Here is a 12,659-nt window from a genome sequence, read left to right as displayed (position 1 = left end):
GTAGTTCTTTCCCTGGCGGCGAGCCGCTCCTGGTTATCCTCCGACTCGATTTTTTATGGGTTCCTAATCTTTTCAGTGACTGTAGCCATGCAGGCCGCTAAGCAGCAGGTTGACCCCTAGAAAGGTAAACATCAGCGCGATAAAACCGACGATTGTCATGAGCGCCGCCTTGCGACCGCGCCAGCCGGCGCTCATGCGCCCATGCAGAAGGGCGGCAAAGAGCAGCCAGGTGATCAGGGACCAGGTTTCTTTCGGGTCCCAGCTCCAGTGGGCTCCCCAGGCATACGAAGCCCAGACTGAACCGCTGATGATTCCCAGGGTGAGCAGAGGAAACCCAAGGCGCAGGCAGAGGTAGTTGAGCTCGTCAAGTTTCTGCAGGGCGGGCAGAGCCCGAAACAGCCCCTTTGTTTTTTTCTTTTTGATCAAATGTTCCTGCAGCAGGTACATGCATGCCAGGCCACAACCCAGGGCGAGAAAAGCGTTGCCGGCGAAGCTTAAAAAAACATGCAGCGGTAGCCAGAAGCTCTTTAGAACCGGCGGTTGCGGAGTGATGGCCTGGGGTGAAAGCAGGGCCGCCAGGGTAAAGCTTATGAGTAGCGGGGTGATGAAGGCCGCCAGCATCAGGACCGGGTTTTTACGGCTGATCAGGAGAAAAGCCAGAGCCAGTAAAAGGGCGAAGAAAGAGAGAGACTCATGGAGATTGCTGACGGCCAGACTCTGGGCTTCGTGACAACGCCAGCAGAAAGCCAGCAGATGGAGCAGGGCCCCAACCTGGATCAGGGTCCGGCTGCGGGATAAGGTTTTGCCGGAAAAGCGAAAGATGGCGATAAAGCTCAATCCCAGGCTCATGGCATAGAGGATCAGGGCTGCGACCAGTAGTAGGGTATAGACAGTAGTCATGTTTGGTAAGGGTCTCGACTGGGGCGCTGATTGAGAGTAATGTCAAGTGCTTATAATGTTCTATTCCGACGCTGTCAACCGCTAACGGAAATTCTTGGGCTGAAGCGGAGAAAAGATTGTACTTTTTTCAAGTGAAATGTTATCAACCAAAGATTTTGTTTTTTTTGAAAGGGATTAAAATGGGTTGTTTTCAGTCGAGAAAACATAGTTCTTCTGTTCTTCTTTTTAAAAGGTGAAAACCAATGTACTTTCCTGTTTACCGACCCCGCCGTCTGCGAGCGGACGCCAATATTCGGCGCATGATCAGAGAAACCTCGCTTTCGGTCGATGATTTTATCGCGCCTCTGTTTGTTTGTCCCGGAGAAGGTGTCCGCCGGCCGATCAGCTCGATGCCGGGTAATTTTCAGCTTTCGCCTGATGAACTGGTTCTTGAAGCTCGAAGGCTGAAAGGTCTGGGCATTCCGGCGGTTATTTTGTTCGGTATCCCCGAGCACAAGGATGAAGCGGGCAGCGAGGCCTATGATGATGGTGGCATTATTCAACAAGCGGTGCGCGCCCTGAAGGCCGAGGTTCGCGATCTGCTCGTGATAACCGATGTCTGTCTTTGCGAGTATACCTCGCATGGTCATTGCGGAATCGTGGTTGAGGGCGAAGTTGATAATGATCAAACCCTGAAGCTGCTGGCCCGGGAAGCACTTTCTCATGCCCGGGCCGGGGCGGATATGGTTGCCCCTTCCGATATGATGGACGGTCGGGTCGGCTGTATTCGCCAGGCCCTTGACGAAGCTGGTTTTGCGCGGGTGAGCCTGATGGCTTATGCGGTCAAATATGCATCAGCTTTTTACGGGCCCTTTCGGGACGCAGCTCAATCTCCCCCCCAATTCGGAGATCGGAAGGGTTACCAGATGGACCCCGCCAACGCCCGTGAGGCCCTGCGCGAAGCCGCGCTTGATATCGCGGAAGGCGCCGATATCATCATGGTCAAGCCGGCTCTGCCTTACCTTGACATTCTCCATTCCTTGCGCCGGGAATTTAATTATCCCCTGGCCGCGTATAATGTCAGTGGCGAATTTGCGATGATTAAGGCGGCCGCGGAAAAGGGCTGGATTGATGGTGAACTGGCTATGCTGGAATCCCTGATGGCGATTAAACGGGCCGGGGCGGACATGATTCTGACCTATTTTTCCGCCGAAGCGGCGGCCCTCTTATGACCTCAGGAGTTGATTATACCCGGCCTGAAATCTTGAGCATGGCCGGCTATACTCCGGGTCTGCAGCCTGCAGCCGGAAGCTCGATAATTAAGCTTAATACTAATGAAAGCCCTTATCCGCCCTCGCCGGCCGTGGCTCAGACTTTGACCCGGCTTCTGGCGGATCCTTCCCTGCTGCGGCGTTATCCCGATCCTTTGAGCTCGGATCTGCGGCGTCAGGCGGCGCGGCTGGCGGAATGTGATTTTGAACAGGTGATTGCGGGCAACGGTTCCGATGAACTGTTGCGGATTTTGCTTGATGCCTTTGTCGGCGAAGGGGAGGAAGTTGGTTTTTTTACACCCTCCTATTCGCTTTATCCGGTTCTTATCCGGATTCGAGGAGGTAGGCCCCGCCCTCTGGCGCTGCGCCGTGAAGGCGGAATTTATCTGCCGGATGCGGCCGCGCTGAGAGGAATCAAGCTGTTTTATCTGACCAGTCCCAACGCGCCCTTCGGTTGTTCCTTCAGTAACACTTTTATTTGTGAGCTCTGCACGGCCCTGGACGGCATTCTCGTAGTCGATGAGGCTTATGCCGATTTCGCCGAAGAAAACGCCTTGCCTTTGTTGGCCGAGCTTGACAATCTGGTGATTCTGCGCACCCTGTCCAAGTCTTACGGACTGGCTTCACTGCGGGTCGGACTGGGTTTTGCGGCCGCACCTTTAATAGAACAGTTGGACAAGGTGCGCGACAGTTACAATCTGGACCGGCTCGCCCAGAGTGCGGCCTGTGCCGCGCTCGTCGATCAGGATTACCTGCGTCGGACGGTGGCCATGGTGATACAGGAACGGCAACACCTGAGCTTTGCCTTGGAAAAGCTCGGTTTCAAGGTCGAACCCTCGCAGGCTAACTTTGTTTTTGTCGAGCCGCCCGCCGGATGTGAAGCCGCGAAGTTGTATCTCGGTCTGGAAAAAGCCGGTATCATGGTGCGTTATTTTTCCGATCCGGCGCTGCGGCACGGCCTGCGGATTTCGATCGGCACCCGGGCGGAAATGGATCGGTTACTTTCCGTAGTTAAGGAGTATTTAGACTCTCCTCAGAACCTTTCATGGCTTGATAAACCAAACATGTTCTAAGAAGAGTACTTATTTGCGGGCCGTGAAAAATCATTTGGGTTGGGGGATTCTTCCCGCATTAGAAAGTGGAGACTTAAAATCAATGGCCATTGCTGAAAAAATTACTCGCTTTATGGAACGTTCTTCCTGGATTCGTAAAATGTTCGAGGAGGGCGCCGCTTTGAAAAACCAGTACGGCGCGGATCAGATCTGTGATTTCACTCTTGGCAATCCCGATGTTGCGTCCCCGCCGGCGGTGGAAGTGGAGCTGGAAAAGATTATACACGAGTCGGTTCCGCTGAAATACGGCTATATGCCGAATGCCGGTTATCCGGAGACCAGACTGGCGATTGCTCGTTTCCTCAGTCAGGAGCAGGAACTTGAGATTAACAGTCAGGCAATCGTGATGACCTGCGGCGCCGGTGGCGCCCTGAATGTCATTTTTAAGACGATTCTTAATCCCGGTGATGAAATTGTCTGCCCGAGTCCTTTTTTTGTTGAATATAACTTCTATGTTGATAACCATGGCGGAGTTCTGCGTGAAGTTGAGCCGGGCCCTGATTTTTCTCTCAGTCTGGAGGCTATCGCCGCCGCCATTAATAAGCGCACGGCAGCCGTGATCATCAACTCTCCCAACAACCCCAGCGGCGTTGTTTTCCCGGCGGCCGCAATTGTCGCCCTGGGTCGCTTGCTGACGGAAAAATCGTTGGCCCTGGGACGGACCATTTATCTTATTTCGGACGAGCCTTATCGTAAACTGGTTTATGACGGCTTAAGCGTGCCCCCGATCTTTCCGGCGTATCGCAACAGTATCATCGCCAATTCCTATTCCAAGGAACTTTCCCTGGCCGGAGAGCGGATTGGTTTTATCGCGTTGCATCCTCAGGCTGATAGCTTTGCGCAGACGATTAACGGGTTTGTGTTCGCCAACCGGATTCTGGGTTTTGTCAACGCGCCGGGTATCATGCAGAAATTGGTTGCCCGCCTGCAGGGGGTAACGGTCGATGTCGGAATCTACCAGCGCAAGCGGGACCGACTTTACCAGGGGCTGGTGGAGGCCGGTTTTCAGGTAACCAAACCCCAGGGGGCTTTCTATCTGTTTCCGAAAAGTCCGCTGGCCGATGATGCCGAGTTCGTCAGGGAATTACAGAAATACAAGGTTCTGGCTGTGCCGGGGAGCGGTTTCAGCGGCCCCGGATATTTTCGCTTGGCCTATTGTGTTGATGATGTCACAATTGAACGCTCCTTGCCGATTTTGAAAGAGGTGGGAAAAAATTTTTGTTGATCGCCGGCGGGTGGTTTCCGTTATTGCCGAGCCGGGGTTCGGGTCAGGCGAGGCGGGGTGGCGCGCTTGAGTCCGGGGGTGATTTCCTGATATAAGTTAGAAGTTGTTTGGTGGTTTTATAGGATCTGGTTCTTGATAAGAAAACTATGAATGGGTGCGGAAGATTTGGTAGCGGTTGGAACCTGTTCGCTGCCGGTCGGAACGGGTCACGTGGAAGAGGATTTGAAAATGAAAGAGATTGTCATCTTGGGAACGGGCTCGGCCGCGCCGGATAATGTGGTCACCAATTTTGATCTGGAAAAGATCATGGATACCAGCGACGAGTGGATTGTCCAGCGCACCGGGATCAGATCCCGGCATATTGTGCGTCCGGGGGAGAAGTTTTCCGATTTTGCGGTTGCGGCCGCGCGGCAGGCTCTGGCCGCAGCCGGATTGCAGGCCGGGGCGCTCGATCTGATTATCTGCGGAACCATGACCCCGGATCATCTGATGCCGGCCGGAGCCTGCTCGGTGCAGGCCCGCCTTGGAGCCGAGAAGGCGACGGGGATGGATGTCTGTGCCGCTTGCTCAGGTTTTATCTATGGCGTGGCAATTGCGGAAAAATATCTTAAGTGTGATCCGAGTTTGCATATCCTGGTGATCGGCGGAGAGATTGTCAGCCATCATCTGGACTGGGAGGATCGTACGACTGCGGTTCTTTTCGGAGATGCCGTAGGCGCGGCCGTGGTTGGCAGCCGGGTTGGCCATGGCGCGAAGATCAGGGCGGTCGAGACGGGTTCCGACGGCAACCTCGGTCGGCTTCTCTACATTCAGGGATTGGGGTCGGCAACCCCGGTGACCAAGGATTTTAATCTTGATGATAACTATATCAAGATGCAGGGTCGTGAGATCTTCAAACACGCGATCAAAAACATGGTTGAAGTCTCCCATCGGGCTCTGCAGAAAGCCGGCTATTCGATTGATCAGGTGACAAAGGTGATTCCACATCAGGCCAATATCAGAATCATTGAAATGTTGGCCAAACAGTTCAAAAAGCCGATGGATAAGGTCTTTGTCAATATTGACCGCTATGGCAATACCTCGGCCGGCACCATTCCCGTGGCGCTCGACGAGGCCGTGCGCAGTGGTTTCCTCGAGCCCGGCGACGTGGTTCTGATGACGGTTTTCGGGGGCGGACTGACCTGGGCGGCGGCGGTAGTGGATTGGTAAATTGATTCGGGACTTAAGTAAAAACGACGCGCAGCCGCAGATCCTTATCCTGGTTGCGCGTTTTTTGTTTTAACGGAGAGTCGACAAGAGAAAACATGGCTTTAGTTGCGTTGCAGAATGTCAGTCTGGGTTTTGGTGGGCGCCCCATCCTGGAAAAGATCTCTTTTGAGATTGAAGCAGGTGAACGGGTCTGTCTGGTGGGGCGCAACGGCGCCGGGAAATCAAGCCTGATGAAAATCATGGCCGGAGAACTTGTACCCGATAGTGGTCAGGTCTGGCGCGCCGCCGACCTGCGGGTGGCTCGGCTGGCGCAGGAAGTGCCCAGATTTATGCCGGGAACGGTCTTTGATGTCGTCAACGGTGGCCTGGGAAGTTTGTTGGAACCGCTTGGTAGTTATCATGAATTGACGCTTCAGGTGGCACGGAAGGCTTCGACGGAACTCCTGGAAAAACTGGCGCGGGCGGAGCGGGAGATTGAGCGACTCGGAGCCTGGCAGGCGAGGCAGCGGGTCGAACTGGTTATGACTCAGTTGCGGCTTGACGCCGAGGCCCCTTTTGCGACCCTTTCCGGGGGTATGAAACGGCGAGTCTTGCTTGCCCGGGCCCTGGTTACCGATCCCCAGCTGCTGCTGCTCGATGAACCGACCAACCACCTTGATATCGATGCAATCCTCTGGTTTGAGGAGTTCCTTGTCAATCGTGCAAAAGCCCTTTTTTTCGTTACCCATGACCGCTCGTTGCTGCAGAAGCTCGCTACCAGAATAGTCGATCTGGAAAATGGCGGGATCACCAGCTGGCCGGGTGACTATCGCAATTATTTGCGGCGCAAAGCTGAAATGCAGCATGCCGAGGAGGTGCAGCGGGCCCGTTTTGACCAGAAACTGGAACGGGAGGAAGCGTGGATCAGAAAGGGGATCAAGGCCCGGCGGACCCGTAATGAAGGCCGGGTTCAGGCGCTGCTGGCGATGCGTAGCGAACGGCGGCAGCGGCGTGAAAAAATGGGGCAGGTACAGATGGAGGTCAATACCGTCATTCAGCCCGGCAAATTGGTCGCACTTTGTGAACATGCGACATTTGCCTATCCCGGCAGTCAGCCGGTGATCAGGGACCTGACGACAACGATTCTCAAGGGTGACAAGGTCGGGATCATTGGGGCCAACGGCGTCGGCAAGACGACCTTGATCAAACTTCTGCTCGGCCATCTGGAACCCACCTCGGGGCTGGTGCGCCGAGGACATAATCTGGAGCCGCTCTATTTCGATCAGCAACGGGAACAGCTTGACGAAGAACGCACGGTTTGCGAGAATCTGGGGGACGGCAATGATACTTTGGAAATCAACGGCCGTCGTCGCCATCTGATCGGTTATCTGAAGGATTTTCTTTTTTCCCCGGATCGGGCCCGGTCGCCGGTTAAAACACTGTCCGGGGGGGAACGTAATCGCCTGCTTCTGGCCCGTCTCTTCGCCCGTCCGTCGAATCTTCTGGTGCTGGACGAGCCGACTAACGATCTTGATATCGAGACCCTGGAAATGCTGGAAGAGCTTCTGGTGGAATATTCAGGTACCGTGCTTTTGGTCAGTCATGATCGTGAGTTTGTCAATAATGTCGTGTCCGGAACCCTGGTTTTTTCCGGGGATGGCCGAGTGCTCGAGTATGCCGGCGGTTATGACGATTGGCTCAGTCAGAGGGGTGAGGCGGTTAATGCGGCACCTTCGGGTAAGGTTGCGACCTCCTCCGGTCTCGGAGAGCGGAGTAAGCCGCGGGCGGCAAGACAACGGAACCTGACCTATCGCGAACGAGCTGATTTGGAAAATCTGCCGGGCGCGCTGGAAAATCTGGAAGCCGAGCAACGGCAGCTGTACGAGCAGCTCTCCGATCCGGCATTTTATCAGGCTGGTGTGCGTGCCGTGCCGTTGGCACAAAAACGCCTGGCCGAGCTTGAACTTGAAATCAAGACTCTCTATGAGCGCTGGCAGGAACTGGAGGAAATTAAGGAACATGGAAAAGATCTTTAATCCGCGGTCAATTCTGGTAATCGGGGTTTCCGAGCACCCTCAAAACCTGGCGCGTAACATTGTCGCCAACCTGATTGATTTCGGTTGGCCGGGAGAACTTTATCTTCTCGGTCGGGAGACCGGAGTCTGCCAGGGTTATCCCATCTTCACGGAGATTACCCAGTTGCCGGAGGCGATCGATCTCGCCGTGATTCTGACTCCGGCGGCCACGGTTCCGGAATTAATGCGTTCCTGCATCAAGCGGAAAATTTTGCGAATGGTGATCGAAAGTGGAGGTTTTAGTGAGTTTTCGGAAGCCGGACGCTGTTTGGAGGAGGAAATCAAGGCCCTGGCTCAAGCGCATCAGGTCAAGTTCGTCGGCCCCAACGGCATCAGTATTATTAATCGACATAACGGTCTCTGCCTGCCTTTCATGCGTCTTAGTCCGACGGAAATCAAAAGTGGGGGCCTTTCCGTGATTTCGCAAAGCGGAGGCCTGGCTCTGACCTATATCGGGCTGGGTTGCCGGGAAAATCTTGGGGTTGCCAAGGTTATCAGTATGGGAAACAAGAGCAGCCTTGATGAGGTCGATTATCTGCGTTTTCTGGCTCAGGACCAGGATACCCGCGTTATCGGTCTTTATCTGGAGAGCATGGACAAAGGCCGGGAATTCATGGCGGCGCTCAAAACCTGCGGTAAACCGGTAATTCTGCATAAGTCCAATACCTCGCCGCAGAGTCAGGTGATCGCCCAATCTCATACCGCGGCCTTGGCGGTTGACGACGATGTGGTTGACGCGGCCTGTCTTAACGCCGGAGTCTTTCGAGTGAAAACCTTTCAGCAATTCATTAATTGCGCCAAAGCTTTGTCGCTGCCGCCCATGCTGGGGAATAACCTGATGATTATCTCACGCTCGGGCGGCCACGCTGTGGTCGCTGCCGACGCGGCGGCAAGTAAGGGCTTTTATCTGCCTGGGCTGACCTCGGAGTTTGTCGACCGGATCGCGAGTCAGTTTCGAGCTTCTGTGATCAAATTGACCAATCCCCTGGATCTGGGCGATATCTTTAATATCGACTATTACATTACGATTCTGGAAATGTCTCTGAAACGTGATGATATTGACGGTGTGGTTTTAAATCATGTCTTTCAGGCTGAAAGTGAATTTGCCGCCACTCTGCGCCTGGTCGAACAGGTTGAGGTCCTGGCTGAGCGTTATCATAAACCGGTAGCCTTGGTTCTGTTTTCCGGGGTCAGCGTCGTAAACGAGATCATGGAGCGGATTGCCCTGCCGGTTTTCAGTGAGCCGGCCAGCGCCATGGAAGCCCTGGAGGTTTCGCGCCGGCGGTCCGCTTTCCTGGCGGCCCAGGCGGAGCTGCCGCCCCAGCTGCCGGCGCGCCGGCAGCTGGGGCGGCAGCCGCTTTTTGAAAAATGGCTTGAAGTGGCGTCTGGGCACGATCATACTCTGCTTGCCGACCAGGCTTTGACCTTGTTACTTGAGTATGGGATTCCGGTGACGCCTTTTGCCCTGACCCGGCATCCGCAGGAATTTATGGAAGAGGCTGAAGAGCTGGGGTTTCCTTTGGTGTTAAAAGCGGTAGTCTCGGGCTTAAGTCACAAAAGTGATGTTGGCGGGGTCTTGACCGGAATTAAAGACCGACAAACCCTGGAAGATGCCGGCGGTCTTCTCTTTACGCGCTTTTCGCGCGATCCGGGTTTCTGTGGCGTGCTGTTGCAGAAGGAGGTTGATACCAGTCTTGAGTTGATTGTCGGAGCCCGTCGCGACAGCTCTTTCGGAGATATTTTTCTGATCGGTCTGGGAGGTATCTATGCCGAAATTCTCAAAGATGTGGTGCTCGCTCCGGCTCCTCTTCATTGTGAAATGGTAGCCGCCATGCTGGAGCGCCTGCGGGGCGCCGCCATCCTGCGCGGCGCCCGGGGGCGTATCGGAATAGACCAGGCTCAGCTCTATCAGATTCTGGCCGGACTTCAAGTTCTGCTGGATGATTATCCGCTGATCAAGGAAGTGGAGATCAACCCTCTGGTTTTTGTTTCAGGCAGTCCGCAGGCCGTTGATGGCAGGGTGGTTGCCTTCTGAAATCTTCACGCTAAGGCAATGAATTTCGTAATTATTCAGCTCCGGTTGTTTTAAGATAGTTTCCCTTTATTCCTGACGCTAAAATTTCTGTTTTTCCAGCGTTCATTGTGCCTCCCGTGCCAGAACCGCGCCAGAGCGCTTCAGGCACCAGCAATTTTAAAGGGCTTCATAGGCGGGGGGAAATGACGAACTCTCGCGAGAGGTTACGGAAGACCATCTGAACTCTCAACACTAAAAAATAGTTGAATCGTTACTGGATTATACTTCTTAAAAACAGGTCGCGTCGGCAAAGCTTTGCTCCGCCGGTAAACCTGGCTTACAAACACAGAACGGGGGCTTTTCGGATACATCCGAAAGCCCCGTTCTGTCAGATTTTCCTGGTTACTGCTTTCAGCTCTTTAAGGCTTCAAGATCCTTGAAATTGTCCAAGGCTTCCGGGTTGGCCAGCGCGTCGCGGTTGGTGACCGGCAGGTTATGGACCATGCGCTTAACTGCCAGTTCGACCTTTTTCCCGCTGATGGTATAGGGAATATCGGCAACCGCGATAATCTTGGCCGGCACATGGCGTGGGGTCGTGTTTTTGCGGATCGTGTCCTTGATCTTTTTCTCCAGGGTCGGGGTCAGTTCGACGTCTTTTTCCAGGACCACGAAGAGGATCACCCTGACGTCGCTGTCTTCCCAGTCCTGGCCGATCACCACGCTGTCCTTGATCTCGGCAATCGTTTCAACCTGGCGATAGATTTCAGCCGTGCCGATGCGGACGCCGCCGGGGTTCAGGGTGGCGTCTGAACGCCCGTAGATGATGACGCCACCGGTTTCAGTAATCATGACGTAATCGCCGTGGCACCAGATATTGTTGTAGCGGTCGAAATAAGCGTCATGGTATTTCTGGTTGTCGGGGTCGTTCCAGAAATAGATCGGCATCGATGGGAAGGCGGCGGTGCAGACCAATTCGCCTTTTTCACCGTAAATCGGGTGACCGTAATCATCAAAAGCCTCGACTTTCATACCCAGTCCCCGGCACTGCAGCTCCTCGATGTAAACCGGCAGAATCGGATTGCCAAGGGCAAAGCAGGAAATGATATCGGTGCCGCCGGAAATGGAGGCGAGGTTGACATCCTGTTTGATATCACGGTAGACATATTCAAAGCTTTCCGCCGACAGCGGAGAACCGGTGGAACAGATTGTCTTGATTGAGCTTAAATCAAAAGTCGCGCCCGGTTTGAGCCCGCTCTGTTGAACCGCGGCGATGAATTTGGCGCTGGTGCCGTAGACTGTAATCTTTTCATCCTGGGCCAGCTTGAAGGTGGCGCCGCCGTCCGGATAGAAGGGCGAGCCGTCAAAAAGGATGGCGGTGGCACCTACGGCCAGAGCGCTGACCAACCAGTTCCACATCATCCAACCACAGGTGGTGAAATAGTAGATGCGGTCTTCGCGTTTGAGATCAACGTGAAATAGATGCTCTTTGAGATGCTGAATTAGGGTGCCGCCGGCGCCGTGCACGATACATTTCGGAGTGCCGGTAGTGCCCGAAGAATACATGATATACAAGGGATGGTCAAAGGGCAGTTGCTCGAAGGTCAGGGTGAGATTGTTTTCTTTTTTAAGAAAATCCTGATAGTGAACGGCGTTGCCGATAGCGCTGATATCGGCCCGCGCTTCAGTGTAGGGAATGACGACAACCTTTTCAATCGAGGGCAGCGAACCAAGAATTTCGTTGATTTTTTCCAGGGAGCTGAATTTTTTGCCGTTATAGGAGTAGCCGTTGGCGGTGAACAGGATCTTGGGTTCGATCTGACCGAAACGGTCAAGCACCCCCTTGATGCCGAAATCAGGTGAGCAGGAAGACCAGATGGCCCCGATGCTGGTCGTGGCCAGCATCGCGACGATGGTTTCGGTCATGTTGGGAACAAACCCGGCCACGCGGTCACCGCATTTTACACCGGCCTCGCGCAGAGCGGCGGCCAATCGGGCAACCTGATCGTAGAGTTCGGCGTAGGTGATGCGCGAGGCTTTCTGGTCTTCGCCCTTGAAAACCAGGGCTTCGCGCTCATCACGAAAACGCAGCAGATTTTCCGCGAAATTGAAGCGGGCGCCGGTAAACCATTTAGCGCCCGGCATTTTGTCGCCATCTACCATGACCTCGTCATAGCCTCGGCTGGCGATGATGCCGCCATATTCCCAGACACTTTCCCAGAAAGCCACCCGATCGTTGACCGACCACTGATAAAGCTCATCGTAGGATTTAAACTCAAGCCCCTTTTTTTCTTTGAGCTGGGCCATCAGGCAAGTTAAATTTGCATTCTTGATACGTTCGGCGGAGGGCTGCCAGAGCGGTTTTTTCATAGGGTTCTCTCCTTAAGGTCTGGAAAAACTGTCTGAAAGTTGATGGTTCTGTAAAACATTTTCCGGTCTTGTTATTCTGCAAGCCCTTTTTCGTCACGGCATGAGCCCAGCCGAGTTGTCGCGGTCATGGGGTTGCGGGCTGGCAGCTAGAACTTTTGCCTTCTCAAACATAAGTTTTTTCATTCGGAATTGTTTTCCGTCAAGGCAACCAGCAGAAATCACTGCATGCGGTGTACCGATAAAAATATTATTTTCTAGAAGTTAACTTTTACCACTTAACGTTAACTGTTACCAGTTAGAAACGCCTGACTTTTTAGCCGATTCAGCCGCGCTTGTCAACAGTAAATCAATCCTCAGCCGGGCAGGCCCGGCGGTTAGTTCTGAGAAAGACCATTGTGTTTTTAAGAACATAAAACGCTGGAAATTAACGGTGCCATGTGTTAATAAATACAACTATTGGGCCGCGGTCAGAAAACCGCTCTCACTTAAGTCATGACGGAGGGTGACTCAGGCCTGCGGGTTCCGGGA

8 protein-coding genes are annotated in these 12,659 nt (G+C 53.9%); 6 read left to right on the top strand and 2 right to left on the bottom strand.

Going from position 1 to position 12,659, the window contains the following annotated elements:
• Nucleotides 1-72: 72 nt before the first annotated feature.
• Nucleotides 73-900: a c-type cytochrome biogenesis protein CcsB gene (ccsB, locus tag ENN66_01975; GenBank protein ID HDS15387.1), complete on the bottom strand. Its 828-nt coding sequence runs from the start codon at nucleotides 898-900 to the stop codon at nucleotides 73-75.
• Nucleotides 901-1,142: 242 nt separating this feature from the next.
• Between ccsB and hemB the strand changes: the two genes are divergently transcribed.
• From hemB to ENN66_01945, 6 genes are all read left to right on the top strand, one after another.
• On the top strand, nucleotides 1,143-2,111 hold the full coding sequence (gene hemB / locus ENN66_01970) for a porphobilinogen synthase (GenBank protein ID HDS15386.1): 969 nt from the start codon (nucleotides 1,143-1,145) through the stop codon (nucleotides 2,109-2,111).
• On the top strand, nucleotides 2,108-3,223 hold the full coding sequence (gene hisC / locus ENN66_01965; GenBank protein HDS15385.1) for a histidinol-phosphate transaminase: 1,116 nt from the start codon (nucleotides 2,108-2,110) through the stop codon (nucleotides 3,221-3,223). The genes hemB and hisC overlap by 4 nt, the downstream gene beginning before the upstream one ends.
• Nucleotides 3,224-3,305: 82 nt before the next feature.
• Nucleotides 3,306-4,487, top strand: a complete 1,182-nt coding sequence (locus ENN66_01960; GenBank protein ID HDS15384.1) for a pyridoxal phosphate-dependent aminotransferase — start codon at nucleotides 3,306-3,308, stop codon at nucleotides 4,485-4,487.
• 228 nt (nucleotides 4,488-4,715) lie between these two features.
• Nucleotides 4,716-5,696, top strand: a complete 981-nt coding sequence (locus ENN66_01955; protein HDS15383.1) for a ketoacyl-ACP synthase III — start codon at nucleotides 4,716-4,718, stop codon at nucleotides 5,694-5,696.
• A 95-nt stretch (nucleotides 5,697-5,791) separates the two neighbouring features.
• Entirely contained in the window at nucleotides 5,792-7,711 is a 1,920-nt protein-coding gene (locus ENN66_01950) for an ATP-binding cassette domain-containing protein (GenBank protein ID HDS15382.1), read from the top strand.
• A complete protein-coding gene (locus ENN66_01945; protein HDS15381.1) occupies nucleotides 7,659-9,785 on the top strand; it encodes a CoA-binding protein in 2,127 nt (708 codons plus the stop codon). The genes ENN66_01950 and ENN66_01945 overlap by 53 nt, the downstream gene beginning before the upstream one ends.
• Before the next feature lie 390 nt (nucleotides 9,786-10,175).
• On the opposite strand, the gene ENN66_01940 is transcribed toward ENN66_01945, so the two are convergent.
• Nucleotides 10,176-12,131 (bottom strand): acetoacetate--CoA ligase, encoded by a 1,956-nt coding sequence (locus tag ENN66_01940; GenBank protein ID HDS15380.1) that lies wholly within the window; start codon nucleotides 12,129-12,131, stop codon nucleotides 10,176-10,178.
• Between the last annotated feature and the right edge of the window lie 528 nt (nucleotides 12,132-12,659).

Source organism: Pseudomonadota bacterium, from assembly GCA_011049115.1.
Lineage (GTDB): Bacteria > Desulfobacterota > Anaeroferrophillalia > Anaeroferrophillales > Tharpellaceae > DSCM01.
The sequence above is the reverse complement of the archived record's forward strand: the minus strand, read 5'-3'. Positions and strand labels throughout refer to the sequence as shown.

Coding starts and splice junctions, on each gene's coding strand:
- ccsB (HDS15387.1), bottom strand. CDS start 900: ATGACTACTGTCTATACCCTACTACTGGTCGCAGCCCTGATCCTCTAT.
- hemB (HDS15386.1), top strand. CDS start 1,143: ATGTACTTTCCTGTTTACCGACCCCGCCGTCTGCGAGCGGACGCCAAT.
- hisC (HDS15385.1), top strand. CDS start 2,108: ATGACCTCAGGAGTTGATTATACCCGGCCTGAAATCTTGAGCATGGCC.
- ENN66_01960 (HDS15384.1), top strand. CDS start 3,306: ATGGCCATTGCTGAAAAAATTACTCGCTTTATGGAACGTTCTTCCTGG.
- ENN66_01955 (HDS15383.1), top strand. CDS start 4,716: ATGAAAGAGATTGTCATCTTGGGAACGGGCTCGGCCGCGCCGGATAAT.
- ENN66_01950 (HDS15382.1), top strand. CDS start 5,792: ATGGCTTTAGTTGCGTTGCAGAATGTCAGTCTGGGTTTTGGTGGGCGC.
- ENN66_01945 (HDS15381.1), top strand. CDS start 7,659: ATGAGCGCTGGCAGGAACTGGAGGAAATTAAGGAACATGGAAAAGATC.
- ENN66_01940 (HDS15380.1), bottom strand. CDS start 12,131: ATGAAAAAACCGCTCTGGCAGCCCTCCGCCGAACGTATCAAGAATGCA.